Annotated in this window: 20 protein-coding genes; 12 read left to right on the top strand and 8 right to left on the bottom strand. The window is 63.1% G+C overall.

What is annotated here, in order from left to right; genetic code table 11:
• Positions 1 to 26 precede the first annotated feature (26 nt).
• Positions 27 to 794, bottom strand: coding sequence for a GntR family transcriptional regulator (locus ABDB84_RS09060; protein ID WP_345919395.1), 768 nt, complete (start codon positions 792 to 794; stop codon positions 27 to 29).
• A 120-nt stretch (positions 795 to 914) separates the two neighbouring features.
• Here ABDB84_RS09060 and ABDB84_RS09065 point away from each other — a divergent pair, with 120 nt between their 5' ends.
• The 4 genes from ABDB84_RS09065 to ABDB84_RS09080 are packed head-to-tail and all read left to right on the top strand — an operon-like array spanning position 915 to position 5,894.
• Entirely contained in the window at positions 915 to 1,742 is an 828-nt protein-coding gene (locus tag ABDB84_RS09065; protein ID WP_345919396.1) for an ABC transporter ATP-binding protein, read from the top strand.
• Positions 1,739 to 2,746 (top strand): ABC transporter substrate-binding protein, encoded by a 1,008-nt coding sequence (locus tag ABDB84_RS09070; protein WP_345919397.1) that lies wholly within the window; start codon positions 1,739 to 1,741, stop codon positions 2,744 to 2,746. Before ABDB84_RS09065 ends, ABDB84_RS09070 begins: the two co-directional genes overlap by 4 nt.
• Positions 2,743 to 3,510: an ABC transporter permease gene (locus ABDB84_RS09075; protein ID WP_345919398.1), complete on the top strand. Its 768-nt coding sequence runs from the start codon at positions 2,743 to 2,745 to the stop codon at positions 3,508 to 3,510. Before ABDB84_RS09070 ends, ABDB84_RS09075 begins: the two co-directional genes overlap by 4 nt.
• Before the next feature lie 11 nt (positions 3,511 to 3,521).
• Positions 3,522 to 5,894: a hypothetical protein gene (locus tag ABDB84_RS09080; RefSeq protein ID WP_345919399.1), complete on the top strand. Its 2,373-nt coding sequence runs from the start codon at positions 3,522 to 3,524 to the stop codon at positions 5,892 to 5,894.
• A gap of 15 nt (positions 5,895 to 5,909) precedes the next feature.
• On the opposite strand, the gene ABDB84_RS09085 is transcribed toward ABDB84_RS09080, so the two are convergent.
• Both ABDB84_RS09085 and ABDB84_RS09090 read right to left on the bottom strand, forming a co-directional pair.
• Positions 5,910 to 6,347: a ProQ/FINO family protein gene (locus tag ABDB84_RS09085; RefSeq protein WP_345919400.1), complete on the bottom strand. Its 438-nt coding sequence runs from the start codon at positions 6,345 to 6,347 to the stop codon at positions 5,910 to 5,912.
• Positions 6,348 to 6,432: 85 nt separating this feature from the next.
• Positions 6,433 to 7,569, bottom strand: a complete 1,137-nt coding sequence (locus ABDB84_RS09090; RefSeq protein WP_345919401.1) for a pectate lyase family protein — start codon at positions 7,567 to 7,569, stop codon at positions 6,433 to 6,435.
• A gap of 193 nt (positions 7,570 to 7,762) precedes the next feature.
• Between ABDB84_RS09090 and ABDB84_RS09095 the strand changes: the two genes are divergently transcribed.
• Complete coding sequence (locus ABDB84_RS09095) at positions 7,763 to 8,140, top strand: hypothetical protein (protein ID WP_345919402.1); 378 nt, start codon at positions 7,763 to 7,765, stop codon at positions 8,138 to 8,140.
• On the opposite strand, the gene ABDB84_RS09100 is transcribed toward ABDB84_RS09095, so the two are convergent.
• Positions 8,137 to 8,562: a MerR family transcriptional regulator gene (locus ABDB84_RS09100; RefSeq protein ID WP_345919403.1), complete on the bottom strand. Its 426-nt coding sequence runs from the start codon at positions 8,560 to 8,562 to the stop codon at positions 8,137 to 8,139. The two genes, ABDB84_RS09095 and ABDB84_RS09100, sit on opposite strands and share 4 nt — an antisense overlap.
• Positions 8,563 to 8,626: 64 nt before the next feature.
• On the opposite strand from ABDB84_RS09100, the gene ABDB84_RS09105 reads away from it, so the two are divergent.
• Positions 8,627 to 9,274 carry a cation efflux transmembrane domain-containing protein gene (locus tag ABDB84_RS09105; RefSeq protein WP_345919404.1) on the top strand — a complete coding sequence of 216 codons (648 nt, stop codon included), beginning with the start codon at positions 8,627 to 8,629 and terminating at the stop codon, positions 9,272 to 9,274.
• A 12-nt stretch (positions 9,275 to 9,286) separates the two neighbouring features.
• On the opposite strand, the gene ABDB84_RS09110 is transcribed toward ABDB84_RS09105, so the two are convergent.
• Positions 9,287 to 10,183, bottom strand: coding sequence for a LysR family transcriptional regulator (locus tag ABDB84_RS09110; RefSeq protein ID WP_345919405.1), 897 nt, complete (start codon positions 10,181 to 10,183; stop codon positions 9,287 to 9,289).
• Between the two features lie 96 nt (positions 10,184 to 10,279).
• On the opposite strand from ABDB84_RS09110, the gene ABDB84_RS09115 reads away from it, so the two are divergent.
• The 3 genes from ABDB84_RS09115 (at position 10,280) to ABDB84_RS09125 (ending at position 12,797) form a co-directional block, all read left to right on the top strand.
• A complete protein-coding gene (locus tag ABDB84_RS09115) occupies positions 10,280 to 11,299 on the top strand; it encodes an NAD-dependent epimerase/dehydratase family protein (protein WP_345919406.1) in 1,020 nt (339 codons plus the stop codon).
• A gap of 139 nt (positions 11,300 to 11,438) precedes the next feature.
• Positions 11,439 to 11,993 carry a flavodoxin gene (locus ABDB84_RS09120; RefSeq protein ID WP_345919407.1) on the top strand — a complete coding sequence of 185 codons (555 nt, stop codon included), beginning with the start codon at positions 11,439 to 11,441 and terminating at the stop codon, positions 11,991 to 11,993.
• Between the two features lie 267 nt (positions 11,994 to 12,260).
• Entirely contained in the window at positions 12,261 to 12,797 is a 537-nt protein-coding gene (locus ABDB84_RS09125) for a hypothetical protein (protein ID WP_345919408.1), read from the top strand.
• 111 nt (positions 12,798 to 12,908) lie between these two features.
• On the opposite strand, the gene ABDB84_RS09130 is transcribed toward ABDB84_RS09125, so the two are convergent.
• From ABDB84_RS09130 to ABDB84_RS09140, 3 genes are all read right to left on the bottom strand, one after another.
• A complete protein-coding gene (locus ABDB84_RS09130; protein WP_345919409.1) occupies positions 12,909 to 13,316 on the bottom strand; it encodes a hypothetical protein in 408 nt (135 codons plus the stop codon).
• Positions 13,317 to 13,836: 520 nt separating this feature from the next.
• Positions 13,837 to 14,292 (bottom strand): carboxymuconolactone decarboxylase family protein, encoded by a 456-nt coding sequence (locus tag ABDB84_RS09135; RefSeq protein WP_345919410.1) that lies wholly within the window; start codon positions 14,290 to 14,292, stop codon positions 13,837 to 13,839.
• 107 nt (positions 14,293 to 14,399) lie between these two features.
• Entirely contained in the window at positions 14,400 to 15,290 is an 891-nt protein-coding gene (locus ABDB84_RS09140) for an RNA polymerase sigma-70 factor (protein WP_345919411.1), read from the bottom strand.
• 231 nt (positions 15,291 to 15,521) lie between these two features.
• On the opposite strand from ABDB84_RS09140, the gene ABDB84_RS09145 reads away from it, so the two are divergent.
• From ABDB84_RS09145 to ABDB84_RS09155, 3 genes are all read left to right on the top strand, one after another.
• Positions 15,522 to 16,826 carry a right-handed parallel beta-helix repeat-containing protein gene (locus tag ABDB84_RS09145; RefSeq protein WP_345919412.1) on the top strand — a complete coding sequence of 435 codons (1,305 nt, stop codon included), beginning with the start codon at positions 15,522 to 15,524 and terminating at the stop codon, positions 16,824 to 16,826.
• A 219-nt stretch (positions 16,827 to 17,045) separates the two neighbouring features.
• Positions 17,046 to 17,231 carry a hypothetical protein gene (locus tag ABDB84_RS09150; protein ID WP_345919413.1) on the top strand — a complete coding sequence of 62 codons (186 nt, stop codon included), beginning with the start codon at positions 17,046 to 17,048 and terminating at the stop codon, positions 17,229 to 17,231.
• Positions 17,228 to 17,983: an energy transducer TonB gene (locus ABDB84_RS09155; protein ID WP_345919414.1), complete on the top strand. Its 756-nt coding sequence runs from the start codon at positions 17,228 to 17,230 to the stop codon at positions 17,981 to 17,983. Before ABDB84_RS09150 ends, ABDB84_RS09155 begins: the two co-directional genes overlap by 4 nt.
• Positions 17,984 to 17,986: the final 3 nt, after the last annotated feature.

A 17,986-nucleotide genomic window follows, 5' to 3' on the forward strand; every position in this document is an offset into this window, starting at 1 on the left:
GGGCTATGCGCTTTCTGGCGCTGCGCCTAGTTGCTCAGCTTGAAGCTGCTGCTCAGCACAAAGGCATAACGCTCGGGGCGGATGTAGAAGCTGGACTGGTCGCAGCAGGCGCCGCTCTCGAAGTAGGAGCTGCGCGTGAGCACCAGCAAGGCGTCGCCCGGCTGCGTCTGCAGCACCTCGGCGAGCGCGGCATCGGCAGCTTGCGCGCTGATCGCCATGTCGGCACGGACCGGAGCCTGACCCAGCAGCGTGTCGAGCAGGCTGTAGGCGGGCTGCTGCGCCACTTCGTCCCAGCTGGCGGTATTGAGCGCATCGGGCAGATAGCTGATGCCCAGCGCCACCGGCTGCGCATCGACCAGATGCAGGCGCCTCAGCTGGCAGAGCTGCGGCGCGCCGCCGAAGCGCTCGCGCAGCGTGGCCGGGGTGGCGACGCGCTGCTTGTCGAGCAGGCGCATGCTGGCATCGAGGCCTTGCAGGCGCAGCGATTCGTGAAAGCTGCGCAGCGAATCCAGACCATGCCGCACCTGCTTGCCGGCGGCGTAGCTGCCCTTGCCCTGGCGCCGCACGATATGCCCCTCGGCCACCAGCTTGTCGAGCGCCAGCCGCACGGTGACGCGGCTCACCTCGAAGCGCTCACCCAGCTGCGCTTCCGAAGGCAGGCGCCCGCTGGGCTCGTAGTGACCGGCTTCGATTTCCTCCAGCAAGCGGTTGGCGATCTGCGCGTAGAGCGAGGTCGCATTCTCACGCGCCAGCAGGCTGGGCGCCGCCGCTGCGGGCACTGCGGATTTCTTCATAAGCTTTTCCGGAATTCGTATTAGGCCAACTTGTATTAATACGTATTATTGCCACACAGTAGTTTAGCGCCAAGTGTTGAGCGACAACTTACAGCCCCACAATTTCAGCGAATCCAGATCATGCACGGCGCAGCCGACCTCGTTTCTCCCTCCACGCCGGTCGCAGCCGGGCCACGACGCGCGGCGCATCTGCAGCTCAGCGAGCTGGCCTTTGCCTATCCCGGCGCGGGCAGCGTGTTCCGCGCGCTCAATCTGCAGGTGCAGCCGGGCGAATTCGTCGCCGTGCTCGGCCCCTCGGGCTGCGGCAAGTCGACCCTGCTCAATCTGCTGGCCGGCTTTCTGCAGGCCGATGGCGGCAGCGTGCAACTCAACGGCCAGAGCATCCGCCCGGAGATGCCCGAGCTGGGCTATGTGTTCCAGTCACCCAATCTGTTCCCCTGGCTCACCGTGCTCGACAACGTGCGCTTCGGCCTGCAGATGGCCGGCAGCTTGAGCGCGGCCGAACAGATTGCGCGGGCACGCCACTACATCGATCTGGTCGGCCTCGGCGCGGCGGCCGAGCTGTTCCCGCACCAGCTCTCGGGCGGCATGCGTCAGCGCGTCTCGCTGGCGCGCACCCTGGCACCCGAGCCCACCTTGCTGCTCGCCGACGAGCCTTTCGGCGCGCTCGACGCGATCACCCGCCGCCACATGAACGAAGAACTGCTGCGGCTGTGGAGCCAACTCGGCCAGAGCATCCTGTTCATCACCCACGACATCGACGAAGCGATCTTCCTCGCCGACCGCGTGGTGCTGCTCGGCCGCGCGCCACAGGGCATCGACAGCGAACTCGCGATCGATCTGCCGCGCCCGCGCAGCTTCGCCAGCACCACGCGCCTGCCGCGCTTCCTCGAATACCGCAACCACTTGCTCGACCGCATCGCCCACGTCACGGAGACCTTCGCATGAGCCATCGTCGTCAATTCCTCAGCGCGCTTGCGCTGGCAGTCTCGTTCCTCGCCACACCCGCCGCCTTTGCACAAAACAAGCCGCTGCGCGTCGGCTGGGTGTTTGCGATGGCCAATGCGCCGGCGGTGATCGCCGAGCAGAAACGCTTCTTCGCCGAAGAAGGGCTGAATGTCGAGATCAAGTCTTTCGGCGACGGCCCGGTGCTGCAGCAGGCGCTGGCTGCCGGTGAACTCGACGTGGCCTATGTCGGCGCGCCGCCGATCTACCAGTGGTTCTCGCGCGGTCTGGATGCACGCATCCTCGCCAAGGTGAATTATGGTCAGGCTGCGATCATCGCCAACAATGCCAGCGCCATCAAATCGGTGGCCGATCTGCGCGGCAAGCGCCTGGCCTCGGTCGCCAAGGGCAGCGGCATGGATGTGCTGCTGCGCGGTTTCATCCTCAAGCAGCAGGGCAAGCTTGATCCGGACAAGGATCTGGACATCCAGACCATCCCGCCGGGCAATATGAATGCAGCATTGGATCGCAATGTCGTCGACGCGGCCTTCCTGTGGGAGCCCTTCGTCAGCCAGGCCCTGCTGCGCGGCAACAGCCGCCTGGTGCTCGATCTGAACCTCGCGCTACCGCAATACCCCTGGTACGTGGTGATGGCACCAGCCAGCACGCTCAAGGAACGCCCGGCCGATGTGATCAAGCTGCTGCGCGCGCATCGCCGTGCGATTGCCTTCCTGCAGAGCAATCCGGCGGAGTCGGACAAGATCATCGCCCAGGCTTTCAACCTCGAAAGCGTGCAGACCGCCGATGGCAAAACCCTGCAGGGCGAGACCATCGTGCATGAGGCACGCAAGCGCCTGGGGTGGTCCGACAAGCTGGAAACGCGCGACCTGCAATTCATCCAGCAGCTGATGGATTACTCGCTGGAGCTGGGCTTCATCAACCGCCCGCTGAAGGTCGACCAGGTCGTTGATCTGAGCTATTGGCAGAAAGCCACTTCAGCAAAATGAGTGTCAAGAATCATCCGGCATGGCGACGGCGCGCGCTGGCCTGGAGCTCGCTGCCCCTGCTGGTGCTGATCTGGATTGCACTGGCCAGCCGCGTGCCCGCCTATGTGCTGCCACAACCTTGGGACGTGCTGCGCGAAGGCCTGCAGTGGCTCGATAGCGGCAAGCTCGCCAAGCACCTGGGCAGCAGCCTGCTGCGCGAGCTGATCGGCTTTGGCAGCGCCGCCGCGCTGGCCATTGCGCTGGGCACCGGTCTCGGTCTGTCGCGTGCGCTGCGCGACTTCATGGGCCCGCTCAACAGCCTGTTCATGGCCATCCCGCCGATTGCCTGGACGCCGCTGATGATCATCCTCCTCGGTCTGGGCAATGCCTCCATCGTCGCCGTGATCATCCTCGCGGCGCTGTTCCCGATGGCGCTCACCGTGCAGGAAGGCGTGCAGGCTATCCAGGGCGGCCTGGTGCGCGCCGCACGTACCCTCGGCGCAGACAAACGCCAGTTGCTGCACCACGTCTACCTGCCCGCCTGCCTGCCTTTCATCACCGCTGCGCTGCGCATCGGCTTCAGCCAGGCCTGGCGCGCACTGATCGCCGCCGAGATGATCGGCGCCTCGCAAGGCATCGGCTGGATGGTGTCGACCGGCGGGCAGATCGGCAACAGCAGCCAGGTGCTGCTGGGCATCTGCCTGATCGGCCTGATCGCCTGGCTCACCGAGAGCCTCCTCTTCCGTCGACTGGAAGCGCATTACCAGCACTGGGTCGGTCAATAAAGGAATCCATCATGACAAAATCATTCGATCCGGCACGCGAAGCCGGTGACTACATCGCACCCGTCGGGCTTTACGAGCGCAACAAGGCGCGCCCCTTCCTCGGCCAGTTCAGTTGCGAACGCAGCGAGCTGATCGCCGGCGAATGGACCGAGCTGACCTTGGTCTACGAAGTCGGCGCCTCGGGGCTCGCCGATGGCGCATGGCTCAAGCTGGCTTTCAAGTTCTACTCGGACTGGGCGCTGTTCCAGACTTCCGACCCGCGCGCCGCCAACTTCGTTTCGGCTGAATACCATGCGGGTGCGCTGGTGCCGGGCCAGAGTCCAGCCACCGTGCAGCATCTCAAAGTACGCTTCGACCAGAAGGGCCACGAGCGCCCGTTCCAGAAAGCAGTGCTGATCGACATCGTCGATGGCTACCTCAACCCGGGCGACCGCATCGTCATCCGCCTCGGCGATCGCCGCCAGGGCGGGCCCGGCACGCGCGTGCAGAGCTTTGTCGAAAAGGGCTTCCGCTTCCGCATGTACATCGATCCGCTGGGCAGCTCGAAGTTTGCCGAAGTGCCCGGCGACTGCGTGCTCGACATCCTCGCCGGGCCGCCGAAAACTCTGGCGATCATCGCGCCGCGCCTGCTCGGCACCGAAGAGCGCTTCGATGTGCTGCTGCGCGTGGACGACGCCTGGGGCAACACCAGCCAGAACACGCCGCTGCCCGGCACCCTTTCGCTACACGGCCCGGCGGGCGAAGCGCTGGACTTCCCCTTCACGCTGGCGACGCAAGGCTGGGCGGTGGCGCGGATCAGCATTCCGGCTTTGCACAGCGCAGGCGAATGGCATTTGCATGCGCAGGTCGATGCGGGGCACGAACAGTTCCACGCCAGCGCTTACGTCACCACGGCCGCCAGCGGCGGCCTGCGTCCGCTGTATGCGGATCTGCATGTGCATTCGGACGACACCATCGGCACCAATGACACGCTCTACAACCTCAGCTACGGCCGCGATGTCGCCGGGCTCGACGTGCTGGGCTACACCGCCAATGACTTCAACATCACCGAGCAACGCTGGAACGACGCCGTCGCGCTGATCCATTCGCTCAACGAAGACGGCCGCTTCGTCTGCTACCCCGGCACCGAGTGGTGCGGCAATTCCTCGGCGGGCGGTGACCGCAACATCGTCTTCCTCGGCCACGGCAAGCCGCGTTTTCCGTTTGACGAACAGGGCCGCCTGGTGCGCAGCTTCGAGTGGAACGAGTTCACCGCCGGCACCATCCGCCCCGGTGCCTGGCCGGTCGATGAGTTGTATGCCGCCTATGCCGACGACGCCGAGCATCACCTGATGATGCCGCACGTGGGCGGCCGTCGCTGCAACCACGACTGGCATCACCCGCAACTGGAACGCCTGGTCGAAGTGACTTCGGCCTGGGGGCAGTTCCACTGGGTCTATGCCGAAGCGCTGGAGCGCGGCTACCGCGTCGGCGCTGCCGCCAATGGCGACGAGCACCAAGGGCGCTGCGGCGGCGGCGTGCCGGCGACGGCCGTGTTCGGCTCACGCGGCGGCCTCACCGGTGTGCTGGCCACAAGCTTCAATCGCGAAGGCGTCGGCCAGGCCCTGCGCGCACGGCGCACCTTCGCCACCACCGGCGAGCGTAGCTTCGCATCGCTACGCCTCGGCGAGCACTGGATGGGTGAAGTGTGCGCGAGCGACGGCAACACGCCGCTGCAATACCGCCTGCTCGGCGACCAGGGCTGGGAGAGTGTGGAGCTGTATCGTGGCGAACGCCGCATCTGGCAGCGCAATCTGCATGCCGAGCTGGGCTATGCCGACACGCGGGTGCGCATCCGCATCGGCGGCGCGCGCATCAAGGACCGCTACCGTGGCGCGTACTGGAGCGGCAGCATCGAAGTCATCGGTAGCCCGATTGGCGGCTTCACGACCTATGGCTTCGACCACCCCGAGCAAACCTGCTGGCGCGACAGCGCGACCACGCTGGGTTTCCGTACCGCGACACACGGCGACACCGACAGCATCGAACTCACGCTGGGCGCACTACGTCACGCACGCATCGAAGTCAAAGCGCGCATCGATGGCTACATCAAGGTCGGTGATCCGCTCACGCCGCAGTCTTTCGTGCATGCGCCCGAAGTGAGCTTGAGCATCAGCGGCGCGCAATTGCTGGAGCAGGGCTTCATCGAGCAACTGCTGCCCGGTGCCGAACTCAAGCTATCGATCGAACGCATCAGCGAACAGGCACTGCCACGCGATCTGGCTGGTGACATTGCGCTCGACGACTTGCCGCTGGAAGCTGGCAAGGAGCACCCGCTGTTCATCACCGCGCGGCAGCGCGATCAGTCACGGGTGTGGACTTCAGCGCTGTTCGTGCAGCGCTGAAGACGAGGCAGCGCGCTACTGGCGGGAGAACTTCTTGGCCAGCAGCGCGAGCTTTTCCTGACGCTCGCGTTCGGCGCGGGCGGCTTTCTCGGCCTTTTCCTTGGCGGCTTGCGAGGCCTTGTGCTCTTCGTTGCGCTTCTTGAAGCGATCGAACAGTTCCTTGCTGGCCAGCGCTCGCTGCTCTTCGCTGACTTCGCCGACAGCCACGCCCTCAAGGTCGAAGCGCTGCGTCGCCGCCTGGATGGACTTGAGGTAGCGCAGCGAATGGGTGTGCATGCCGAGGGCAGCACGCAGCTTCTTGCGGTTGATCTGCGGACGCAGCGCCATCAGCTGCTTGTCGATGCCAATTGCCAGCGGCAGATATTCACGCATGACCTTGAACTCCTGTTGCAGCTGCTTCAGCAGATCCTTCGCGGAGGGCTCAGCGACTGTTGTGCTCGGGACTTCGGTCATGGTGTACGTCTTGCAGGAATTTTTCGGAGGCTCAGTTTAACCAATCGCCCGCCACTTGGCTGTAAGTGCCGTCAGCAAGCGTGGTTCAAGGCGCTGCTTTTTGCGCTGCGGCAAGCGGGCAGACCAGGGTCTTGCCACCTTTACCGGGGCCCGCAAACTCAGCCAGATGATCATGCACGCACTGCACCGGGTCAGCGCTGTAGGCATAAGTGAGCGCCGCGGCGGGGAAAGGCTTGGTGGTCGTCCAGTCGCTGGCGTTCTTGAGCGTGCTGCGCGAAACATCCCAGGTGATGTTGTACTTTGCAAAGTCGGCCGGGCTGCTGATGTTGTTGTTGCGCAAATCCCAGTAACCAGCCACCGGGCTGTCACGCGAAGTCACCGGATTCCGGGCATTCTGGAACCAGTTACCCTCGATCAGCGCCTGCCCGTCCTGACGCACATTGATGCCGGAGACTTCAACACCGTCGTAGATGTTGTTGTAGGCATGCACAAAGCCGTAGCGCTGCAAGGGCAGACGTGCGCGGACATTGGAATAGATGTTGTGGTGGAAGGTCAGGTGACGGGTCGCGTTGTCGTGGTCCGAGGAGCCCGCCAGGCCCACCTTGAGGTGGTCATGCAGCAGGTTGTAGGAGATGGTGATGTTATCGACGTCATCGCGGATGTCGATCATGCCGTCGAAGGTGGTGTCGCCATCCGGCGTGTCGGGGCAATCAACATGCTTGTTGAAGAAGTTGTTGTGGTGCAGCCAGATGTTGCGTGAGCCGGCCTGGATGCCGATGATGTCGCCATTCCTGGCGCCGCCCTGCATCATGCCGATAGTCATGTCGCGGATGATGACGTTGCGCGCACCCTTCAGACGGATGCCGAAATTGGCCGAGGAACCCGGCGCACCGATGATGGTGAGATTGCTGCTGCCGATCAGGATTTCGCGCGGGCTCTTGCTCCACTGCCCGCAGACGTCGGCTTCAGCGCTCTTGATCGCGTCGTCTTCATTACCGGTATAGATGACAAGCTTGTTACCCCAAGCCACCGCCGACTGCAGCGCAGACATGCTGTCCGCATAGACCGGAGCAACATCACCACCGCCCGTGGCAGTCGAGTAGCCACCGCTGTCAGCAGCACTGGCAGCGCCGCTGCAGCACAGCGCGAGGGCCAGCAACAGCGCGCTCGGGTGGCGAAGGTGGGGGGCAATGGCCGGGCGGCCGGCGAAACGGGTTTTCATCTGGGGACTTTCTGCAACAACGATGCGAAGGGAGGGCTGCTTGCGCAAGCCGCGTATGTTCCGTGGCAATCTCCGGCCCGTCAATCACCTGACCGCCGCACGCCCTTTCTGTATGCTTGGCCCGGCGCGACATGCGCGGCAGCAGAGACCATGATGAAGTTGAGCAAGACGCAGCAGGACCAGCGGAGCAAACATGCTTGAGGCGGACCCGCCCGGTGACGAACTTCCCGGCGAAGGCGCGCGGGTGGCGGCGATCTACGCCCTGGTCGCCCACCAGCTCGATGCCTTCTACGAGCATGGTCAGTGGCTCAGCCAGGCGCAGGGCGCGACGCTGTGCAGCGAGTGGCTGGCGCGCTCGAAAAAGCGCTTGCCGCTGGCCGAGCGCAAGCAGCTGGCCGCGCTGGGAGATCAGGTGGCGGCGCAGATCCGCGACAGCCTCTCGCGCGAGGCCGGGCTGTACGCTGCGCACGAGTTGATGGAATCGCTGGACCCGCGCCATGTCTCGGAACTCGGCGCCTCGGTGATGGATGAGTGCCTGCGCGTCTTCAAGCAGGCCGGCGGCGCAGCTTAAAGCGGCGGCAGCGGGCTGCAGCAGCTGCGCTGATCAAGCGTCTCGATCAAACGGCAATGCTCGGCCGTATGGCTTTGGCATTCGACGATCTGGCTCAGCACTTCGCGCATCGCACAGAGGTCGGCGATGCGCGCTTCCACCTCGGCCAGATGCGCACGCGCCAGACTGTCTGCCTCGCGGCAGGGCGCTTCGGGGTGGTCAGCCAGCTGCAGCAAGGTCTTGATCTCCTCGATGGCAAAACCCAGCTCGCGGCCACGGCGGATGAAACGCAGGCGCTTGGCGGCGTCAGCGTCGTAACGCCGGTAGCCGCTCTGCGAGCGCGGCGGTGCGGCGAGCAGGCCGGTACGCTCGTAGTAGCGGATGGTTTCCGGATTGACGCCCGATGCGCGCCCCAGCTCGCCGATAGTGAATTCTGCAGACATGGCTTGACCCTGTAGTGACTACGGGGTTCACGATAGCGCTTTCTGATCTGCCGGAGAAACACCGATGAGCGCCCATTGCTGTCACCCCGAACCCTCCTCCGCGCCCCCCGCGCACGGGCCTTACCGCCGGGTGCTGTGGATCGCCCTGATCATCAACTTCGCGATGTTCGGCATCGAGATCATCTCCGGCGTCAAAGCCGGTTCGGTGTCCCTGCTTGCCGACTCGCTGGACTTCCTTGGCGACGCCGCCAATTACGGCATCAGCCTGTGGGTGCTCGGCCTCAGCCTTGCCACGCGGGCACGCGCCTCGCTGATCAAGGCTGCCTCGATGGCGGCATTCGGCCTCTGGGTGCTGGGCAGCACCGTGTGGCACGCCGCCAACGGCGATGTGCCGAGCAGCGAGACCATGGGCATCGTCGGCAGCCTCGCGCTGGCCGCCAATCTGGGCGTCGCACTGCTGCTCTACGCCTATCGCCAGGGCGACAGCAATATGCGCAGCGTGTGGCTATGCACGCGCAACGACGCGCTCGGCAATGTCGCCGTGCTGCTCGCCGCGCTGGGCGTGTTCAGCACCGATACGGCCTGGCCCGATCTTGCCGTCGCCGGCGTGATGGCTGCGCTGGCGCTGTCCTCCGCCTGGCAGGTGCTGCGTCAGGCGCGCGGCGAGCTGGGGCAGTGCGCAGCGCCCGCCCACGCGGGTCACAGGCACTAGGGCACTCAGGCACTAAGGCGCCATGGCCAAGGCCGCCCGCAGCCCGCTAACCAGGGCATCGAAGGTCACGCGGCAGCGCGGGCTATTGCGCAAGTCAGCGTGCATGGCGACCCAGGTGTCGAGCTGAATGTCCAGCGCCTCGGGCAACAGGCGCACGAGTTGCGCATCGCGCCGGGCGACACCAACCTGGCAAATGCCGACGCCGGCCCCGGCGCGGATCAAAGCCAGCTGGGCCAGATCGCTATCGCAGCGCAGGGCGAAGTTCTCGCGTGCCCAGATCGGGTAGCCGGCACGTGCGGCGCGCAGAAAGGGCGTTTCGACATCGAAACCGATCAGATCGTGCTGCGCCAGATCCGCGATCTGCGCCGGCAGGCCGCGCCGCGCCAGGTAATCGCTGCGCGCGTACAAACCCAGATGCACGGCGGCCACACGCGTGGCGAGCAGGACATCCTGCTGCGGCGGCAACATGCGCACGGCGATGTCCACCTCGCGCTGCACCAGGTCTTGCACGCGGTTGCTGAGCACCAGCTCGATCTCCAGCGCGGGATGATCGCGGCGCAGCGCGGCGAGGATGGGTGGTAGCCACTCCGTGCCCACCACTTCACTCGCCGAGATGCGCACGCTGCCGCTCACCGCCTGGCCAAAGCCGCCCGCCACGCGTTCCACCGAGGCGGCAATGTTGTGCATGGCTTCGACGTGGCCGCGCAGCGCCAGCGCCGCATCGGTCGGCGTCAGCCCGCTTTGCGAGCGCGTGAACAGCACGACGCCGAGCTGCGCTTCCAGCGCCGCGATCTGCCGCCCGGTGGTCGGCTGGGTCAGGCCCAGGGCGCGCGCGGCAGCGGACAAAGAGCCCTCCTGCAGCACAGCGAGAAAGCAGCGGTAAAGATCCCAATCGGTGGTGCGAGTCATACATAAATGTATAGCGACTCCACGCATTTAGCGAATTTTCGTTTCACCACAGCACGCCCACACTGCAGCCATGACAAGCCAACATGGAGTGCAGCAATGACGAATACAGCAAACACCGCCCTGGTCCTCGGCGCCTCGGGCGGCATTGGTGGAGAAGTGGCGCGCCAGCTGTGCGAAGCCGGCTGGCAGGTACGCGCACTTCAGCGCAATCTGGGGGCGCCCAGCCTGCAGCGCGACGGCATGACCTGGTTCGACGGCGACGCCATGCAGCGCGCCGATGTGCTGCGCGCTGCCGAGGGCTGCGCGGTGATCGTGCATGCCGTCAATCCTCCTGGCTACCGGCGCTGGGCGCAACTGGTGCTGCCGATGCTCGACAACAGCCTCGCCGCCGCACGCGCCAACGGCGCGACCATCGTGCTGCCGGGCACCGTGTACAACTACGGGCCGGATGTCTTTCCGCTGATCCACGACGACGCCCCGCAGCGCCCGCTGACGCGCAAAGGCGCCATCCGCGTCGAACTCGAACGCCGCCTGCAAGCGGCCGCAGAAGCCGGCGAAGCGCGGGTGATCATCGTCCGCGCCGGCGACTTCTTCGGCCCGCGCGTGCGCAACAGCTGGTTCTCGCAAGCCATGGTCAAGCCGGGGCGCAGCGTGTCGGCCGTCAATCTGCCGGCCAGCGCCGGCGTCGGCCACCAGTTCGCCTACGTGCCCGATGTCGCCCGCTGCATGCTGCGCCTGCTCGCCATGCGCGCGCAGCTGCCCGCCTTCGCCCGCTACAACATGGCCGGTCATTGGGATGCCGACGGCCGCACACTCGGCCGCGCCATACAGCGCGTCGTCGGCCGACACGGCGCGCCAAAGCCCCGTCTGCAAGCCTTCGCCTGGTGGCAGGTGCGGCTCGCCGCCCCCTTCATCGCGACGCTGCGCGAGATACTCGAAATGCGCTACCTCTGGCAGCGCGAAGTGCGCCTCGACAACAGCGGCCTGCGCGCCGTGCTCGGCGAAGAACCGCACACGCCGCTGGACGAAGCCATCGAAGCGAGCCTGATCGGCATCGGCTGCCTGCCCGCGCCAGCACACGACAAACGCGACAAGACCGCAGCGGCCAGCGCCTGAGCGATCAGCCCCCGAAACGCACCAATCCGCCCGCAAGCCGCGCCCCGCAAGGCTTGGCGGGCGGGCGTACGGTGCGCGAATGGCCGTGGCATGTGTATTGCTGCGAGGAAGTATCGACGCCAACACAGCGACACAGGCCATGAATCAGATCGGGATTTTCTTCGGCACGGAAACCGGCACCACGCGCCTGGTGGCCAAGAAACTGCAGCAAAAGCTCGGCGACGCCATCGCCGCCAAGCCGATCAACGTCAACCGCATCACGCCCGCACAACTGCTGCAGTACGACGCCCTGATCCTCGGCACACCCAGCTATGGCGTCGGCCAGATTCCCGGCCGTGGCGCCGGCTGCCTGGAAGCCAACTGGGCAGAATTCCTCGAGAGCTTCGGCACCCCCGACCTCAGCGGCAAACGCATCGCCCTGTTCGGCCTCGGCGCGCAAGAGCGCTACAGCGAGCGCTTCGCCAGCTCCCTGGTGCAACTCCACAAGATATTCAAATCGCTCGGCGCCGAGATGATCGGCGACTGGAGCACCGAAGGCTACGTCTTCGAACACTCCGCCTCCGTCATCGACGGCCGCTTCGTCGGCCTGGTCATCGACCAGCGCACCCAAAGCATGCACACCGAAGCCCGCATCGACGCCTGGCTCGCGACCGTCAAACCGCTGCTGCTGGAAAAACTTACCAGCGCAGTTTGACGCGGTAGGGTGCAATAACCAAAGGGCATTGCACCGGTTTTGTAATGGTGGCAACTTGCTCAATACCACTGCGCGCCTGACGCTGCGGCGATACTTTCATCTTCGCGGTGAATTTGCTGTAACGGCGATCGTTACGATTGCAAAAAATTCGGTGCAATGCGCTAACGCTTATTGCACCCTACGTGCTAATTGGATCGTGCAACGGTGCGCAATGCGCACCCTACCCCCTGGGATTTTATTTCCGATCAACTCAAACGTTAGCCGCACATGAAAATCAAGCCATCTCTCACCCCCAGTGACAATGCATATATTGGACAAGTGTTAATGGAACTGGCCAAATGCATAAGTGAGGGCCTGTCCAAGTTTTCCGGATGGTTACTAATCGGTTATGCGGCTATTCTCGGTGCGTTACTCGCAAACCTTGATTCAGCGACAAAATTCCTTGCCCCTGGCACGCTCAGCAGGCTTGCTTTGTTGTTCTCAGTGGTTGTTCTTCTCAATCTTTTACAGCGTTACTCGGCTGCGGTGGTCTCCTCTAGCGCCGAGGTCGGGAAAAAGGTGAAAGAACAACCGATTCCCCAAAATATGGATATAGTCTTGTTCTTGACGGAACTAGAATACGCCACACTTTGGCCAGCTCGATTGATGGTGCGTCGTTCAAATCGCAAAATTCTGGCAGGTGATCTAGCCGCAGGAGGCAGGCTGCTTTCGACGTTTGCTCAAATCGAGGCTTGGTTAGTTTTTGCGCAAGTTCTTGTTTCTATCGCAGCAACCTTGGTGCTCGCTTATGGGCTGCGCGGCTAACATGGCTGCCTTGCAGGGTGCGCCCCGCGCAGCAGACCCATGCTTGTGCGTTCGCGGTGTAAATCCACCACAACGACTCATTTAATCCTGCAATGGCGCGCAATATGCCCCCTAGCGCTTTTCCTCAGGCGCCAGCGCCTCCTGAATTTTCTTCGCATCCACAACCTGCATGTATTCCTGCATTTTCTGTGCGACAGCCGGATCGTTACTCAATTCACGGCCTGCGATCTGTCCGAGCTGTCCAAAGCTATAGCCCAGCACATCACCACCTTCGCTGCGCAAGGCTTGCTGTGCTTCGGCTTTGCAGGAAACGGTGAGCAAGCGCTCCATGAGGAGTGCTGCGTCTTGATTGGCGGCCTTGCTCTGTTCTGCGGAGACGGTGATCATGGACTTGAGCACCGGATGAACCGAGATGGAGGAGATCAGCCAACGCAGCATTGCGTGCCGATCAGCTTCTGTCGTCGTGCGGACCATACAGCGTGCCAGATCGTCGGCAAAAATACCGGCTTGGGCGGGCATGGCCAAGGCGCTCAGTAGTGCGCCCAGTACGACGCTCATCTTGCAAATCTTCATGTAAGTCTCCTTTGACTGTCGGAATTCTGCGTCGCAAGGATTCTATGCCATACGCTCGCGTTCAGCTGCGTACTCTTCGCCCGAGCCTTGAGGCAACTCACAATATTTTCGAGTTACCACTCGGCGCGGTGCTCGGCCGCTGACCCGCGCGACTCGCCACAGCAACTCGAAAAGCTCAGCGCCCGGTTTGGGGCGCACCGCAGTTCCGTAGATTGCAATAGCCAAAGGGCATTGCACCGGTTGCGTAATAGCGGCAACCTCGCCCAATGCCCTCTGCGTGCCTGGCGCCGCAGCGGCCCTCCATCTTCGCGGTGAATTTCCTGCGGCGGCAATCGTCAAGATTTCGACATCAATTGTGTGCTGGCAAACCTGCCGATATTCGGTGCGACAAGCGTTAGCGCATTGCGCCCAACATGCTGAGCGGCTGATTCGGAGCGCTCGCTTTCACCGCGATGGCTCAGCTTTGTCAGAGCGTCATTGCAATCGGCAAACGCATGCCGACACCGATGCGGTTCCAGGCATTCATGCAGGCAATCGCCATGGTGATGTCGACGATTTCCTGCACCGCGAACTGCGTTTGCAGCTGTGCGAAAGCGGCGTCCTGAATTTCGTGCTGATTGCGTGTGAGCGCGTCGGTCCAGGCCAGCGCGGCGCGTTCGCCTGATGAGAACAAGGGAGATTCCTGCCAGACCTGCAAGGTGTTGAGCTTGCGTGCATCTTCAGCTTGCTTGAGCAAGTCGCGCCAGTGCAGGTCGGTGCAATAGGCGCAACCGTTGAGTTGCGAGACGCGCAGGTAAATGAGGTCGATCAGCGGCTGGGGAATGCTGCTTGAATTGATGGCCTGGCTGAAGCCGCTCAGGGCTTGCACGGCTTGCGGTGCGAGTTGGCGGAAGGGCAGGCGTGCCTGGGCGGTGTTGCGCATGATGAACCTCGTGAGTGATTGGGAAATGCGTCGCAGCGTGTGACTGCGTACACTCACAAGACGCAGTGAGGGCCATTTTTGTGACAGCGCGCTGCAGAAAATGTGCGTCAAGACGGCAGCGTCGCATGCTCCGTGGCGATGGCGGCGAGCTTGTCAGGGTTGCGCACGATGTAGCAGGCGTGAATTTGCTCACCATCGGTGATCAGGCTCAGCACCGCATCGAGCTGGCCATCGACATAGCGCAGCAAGCCCGGCTCGCCATTGATGCTCGCGTGGCGATAACTCATACGATTACCCAGGCGCCGCGCAAGCACCTCGAAGAAGCGCACGATGCGCTCGGCACCATGCAGCACCTTGAGCACCGACAGCACCTTTCCGCCACCATCCGCAACGAACTGCGCGTCCGCCGCAAACAGCGCCTGCAGGGCGGCACGCTCGCCGCTGCGCGTCGCAGCGCAGAAGCGTTCAAGCAGGCTTTGATGCGCATCGCGACTCACATGTACGCGCGGCCGCTCATCGCGCACGCGCGCTTTGGCGCGATGCACGAGCTGGCGACAGGAGGCTTCTTCGCGGTCGAGCATGGCAGCCACTTCGGCATAGTCGAAGTCGAACACCTCGCGCAGCAGGAAAGCGGCACGTTCGTCAGGCGTGAGGCGTTCAAGCACGGCGAGGAAGGCGATGGACACATCGCTGGCCAGCTCGACCACTTGTTCAGGCGTTGCGGCGGGCGAGGCGATGTCTAGCAGCGGCTCGGGCAACCACGGGCCGACATAGTGCTCGCGCTCGCTGCGCAGAGTGCGCAGGCGGTCGATGCACAGGCGCGTGGTGACCGTCACCAGCCAGGCTTCGGCCGATTGCAACGCGGCGGTGTCGGCCGCATGCCAGCGCAACCAGGCGTCCTGCACCAGATCTTCGGCGTCGGCACGCGTGCCGAGCATGCGATAGGCAATGGCCAGCAGGCGTGGGCGCTGAGTGTTGAAGTAGTCCTGCATAGGCATGTGGATGAATGTTTACGATTGACCTGAACCCAGACGTTCCAGCCTGCGCATTTGTGACAGCGTGGTCAATCCTCGGGTGGTTGGCATGCATCAATTTGCTGCATTCTGCAGTCTGGCGCATAAGCTTATCCGGAACCCTTCTTTGCACTTGTCGAGCCAGGGCTCACAATGTGACTAAGTGAAAACCCGTACAGATGAGCGCCGCAAGCCGCTGGCTGCGTCGCGAACAGAATGAACAAAGTCGAATCCCTGCTGCGCTTCTTGCTGGGCATGCTGATGCTCGGGCTGGCGCCTGCCTGCATGGCGAAGAGCTATTTCATCGCGCCGGATGGCGACGATGCCGCAGCGGGCAGCGAGGTGGCGCCCTGGCAGTCGATCAGCCGTGCCCAGCAGGCGCTGGAGCCGGGCGACAGCCTGCTGATTCGTGGTGGGACTTACCTGATCACCCGTGGTGTGAATACTTGCGCCAGCATGACGGACACCGTCAATGCGATCACCCTGAACCGCAGTGGCGAGCCGGGCAAGCCGATCCAGTATTGGGCCTATCAGGACGAAGTGCCAGTCTTCGACTTCAGTCGTATGACGGACAACTGCCGCGTCAAAGGCTTCAACATCGTTGCCGACTGGATTCATCTCAAAGGCATCGAAGTGACCGGCGCGCCACAGCAGCCGCAAAACCGGCTCAATCATGAATCCTGGGGCATCTGGGTCAAGGGCAGCCACAACGTGTTCGAGCGCTTGAACCTGCACCACAACATGGGGCCGGGCTTCTTCCTCAAGGACGGCAGCGACAATCTGATCCTCAACAGCGACTCGCACCATAACTACGACCCTTACACCTCGAATGGCGCGGGGCAAAGCGCAGATGGCTTCGGTGCACACGTGTCGGCGGGCAAGCCCGGCAATGTGTTTCGCGGTTGCCGCGCCTGGGCCAATTCGGACGATGGTTTTGATCTGATCAACGCCTATTCAAGTGTGACCATCGAGAACTCATGGGCTTGGCAACAAGGTTATTTGCCGGGGACGCGGGTGCCGCTGCCGGCGGGAAATGGCAATGGTTTCAAGGCGGGCGGCTATGGCGGCGTGTATGTTGCCAATGCGGTCAAACACAGCGTGCGTTTTTCGGTGGCTTTCCAGAATAAAGCCGCCGGCTTTTACGCCAACCATCATCCGCTGGCGGTCGATTTTGTAAATAACACGGGTTTCCAGAATCATCCGGATTTCAATATGCTGGGTATTGGACCGGCAGGCGAAGCGATCAGTCTTGGCAATCTGCAGAACAATATTGCTTTGGGCCCGACGCCGCTGGCCAATTCAGATCCTGCAGCTGAGCGGAATAATTCATGGAATTTACCGGTGCGCCTCGACGCCGCCGATTTCCTGAGCCTGTCCACCAGCGCTTGGGACGCGCCACGCCAGCCCGATGGCAGCCTGCCGCATCTCAAGAGTTTGCGTCCGGCCGCGACGGGGGCATTGGCGAAAGCCAGCCGGGAAGCGGGTGTTGAGCCAATGCTGGGTGCGCTCGCGCCTGAATGATCACGACTGTCATTGTTGAACATGCCAGGCGCCGCGTTATTGCGGCTTTTTTTTGGCCGCTATTTTTGTGATCAAGAAATGCTGGCAAGGCCGCATTCATGAACTGATTTCAAAATCAATGCCGCCCAGGCTTATTTACGCACGATTACATGCGGCGGCTTGCATCACGTCAAACACTCAAAACCCAGCTAATAACATTTTAAGATAAAGGTGGAATATTTGAATATTTATAAATACCTGAGGTTTGGTCGAAAATCTTACCAAGCTTGCGAATCAAAAATTCGCTCCGCATTAAATGGCATCAAGAGAACCACCGCAATGCATTGCATCAGTTCAGCCGCCGAGGCCCACCGCCAAAGCCGCATCATAAATAGTTCGCTTGCCGATGATTTCAATGCGGCATGACTACTCATATTCTTTCTTCGCAAACGCTACGTTATCGCCGCGTGCGCAGCACGGCCGCGTCACTCGCGCATCGTGATCTCGCGCTAGGCGGGCGTGAGGAGCACCCCGCAGCGGCCTTGTTCTCGCCGCGAAATGCCGGCTTTGTCGCAGTATTGATTGCATTGCATCTTGCAGTGGCCTGGCGACCGTGGTCGCAAGCGCCGGACACGCCGGCCAAGCCGCAGGCGGTCGAGCTCGAACTGGCGCGCCCATTGCCGATGGCCGCAGCGCCCAAACCCTTGCCGCCCGCGCCGCCGCAACGCACGCCTGCGCCCAAACCGGTTGCGCCGGTGGCGCCCGCACCCGCGCCGCGCGAGTCCGTGCCGACCAACACCACGCCTGCGCCTGACAACAGCGCTTCGTCCAAGGCCGAGATCACGCCTGCTCCGGCGCCCGCACCTGTCCGTAGCGAGCCGCCACCGCCGGTAGAGACGCAAGCCGTCGGCAAGATGGGCTATCAGAACAATCCGGCGCCGATCTATCCCGACGCGGCACTGGAGCGCGAACTGGAAGGCACGGTGTGGTTGAGAGTGCGTGTTCTGGCCAATGGTCGTGCCGCTTCGGTCGAAGTGCAGCAAACGAGCGGCTGGCGGGTGCTCGATGACGCGGCGGTGCGCACGGTACGGAATTGGTTGTTCGTTCCCGCCTCACGCGGCGGCACCAACGTCGATGGCTGGGCCAGCGTGCCAATCGTTTTCAAACTTGGAAAGTGAGTA

It is taken from the genome of Uliginosibacterium sediminicola, assembly GCF_039631295.1.
GTDB lineage: Bacteria > Pseudomonadota > Gammaproteobacteria > Burkholderiales > Rhodocyclaceae > Viridibacterium > Viridibacterium sediminicola.

Bases quoted from the DNA above. Each gene is read 5' to 3' on its own strand.
- ABDB84_RS09090 (WP_345919401.1), bottom strand. From the start codon at position 7,569: ATGAAAACCCGTTTCGCCGGCCGCCCGGCCATTGCCCCCCACCTTCGC.
- ABDB84_RS09080 (WP_345919399.1), top strand. From the start codon at position 3,522: ATGACAAAATCATTCGATCCGGCACGCGAAGCCGGTGACTACATCGCA.
- ABDB84_RS09125 (WP_345919408.1), top strand. From the start codon at position 12,261: ATGAAAATCAAGCCATCTCTCACCCCCAGTGACAATGCATATATTGGA.
- ABDB84_RS09115 (WP_345919406.1), top strand. From the start codon at position 10,280: ATGACGAATACAGCAAACACCGCCCTGGTCCTCGGCGCCTCGGGCGGC.
- ABDB84_RS09075 (WP_345919398.1), top strand. From the start codon at position 2,743: ATGAGTGTCAAGAATCATCCGGCATGGCGACGGCGCGCGCTGGCCTGG.
- ABDB84_RS09130 (WP_345919409.1), bottom strand. From the start codon at position 13,316: ATGCCCGCCCAAGCCGGTATTTTTGCCGACGATCTGGCACGCTGTATG.
- ABDB84_RS09110 (WP_345919405.1), bottom strand. From the start codon at position 10,183: ATGACTCGCACCACCGATTGGGATCTTTACCGCTGCTTTCTCGCTGTG.
- ABDB84_RS09085 (WP_345919400.1), bottom strand. From the start codon at position 6,347: ATGACCGAAGTCCCGAGCACAACAGTCGCTGAGCCCTCCGCGAAGGAT.
- ABDB84_RS09155 (WP_345919414.1), top strand. From the start codon at position 17,228: ATGACTACTCATATTCTTTCTTCGCAAACGCTACGTTATCGCCGCGTG.
- ABDB84_RS09140 (WP_345919411.1), bottom strand. From the start codon at position 15,290: ATGCCTATGCAGGACTACTTCAACACTCAGCGCCCACGCCTGCTGGCC.
- ABDB84_RS09095 (WP_345919402.1), top strand. From the start codon at position 7,763: ATGCTTGAGGCGGACCCGCCCGGTGACGAACTTCCCGGCGAAGGCGCG.
- ABDB84_RS09145 (WP_345919412.1), top strand. From the start codon at position 15,522: ATGAACAAAGTCGAATCCCTGCTGCGCTTCTTGCTGGGCATGCTGATG.
- ABDB84_RS09135 (WP_345919410.1), bottom strand. From the start codon at position 14,292: ATGCGCAACACCGCCCAGGCACGCCTGCCCTTCCGCCAACTCGCACCG.
- ABDB84_RS09100 (WP_345919403.1), bottom strand. From the start codon at position 8,562: ATGTCTGCAGAATTCACTATCGGCGAGCTGGGGCGCGCATCGGGCGTC.
- ABDB84_RS09120 (WP_345919407.1), top strand. From the start codon at position 11,439: ATGAATCAGATCGGGATTTTCTTCGGCACGGAAACCGGCACCACGCGC.
- ABDB84_RS09065 (WP_345919396.1), top strand. From the start codon at position 915: ATGCACGGCGCAGCCGACCTCGTTTCTCCCTCCACGCCGGTCGCAGCC.
- ABDB84_RS09070 (WP_345919397.1), top strand. From the start codon at position 1,739: ATGAGCCATCGTCGTCAATTCCTCAGCGCGCTTGCGCTGGCAGTCTCG.
- ABDB84_RS09060 (WP_345919395.1), bottom strand. From the start codon at position 794: ATGAAGAAATCCGCAGTGCCCGCAGCGGCGGCGCCCAGCCTGCTGGCG.
- ABDB84_RS09105 (WP_345919404.1), top strand. From the start codon at position 8,627: ATGAGCGCCCATTGCTGTCACCCCGAACCCTCCTCCGCGCCCCCCGCG.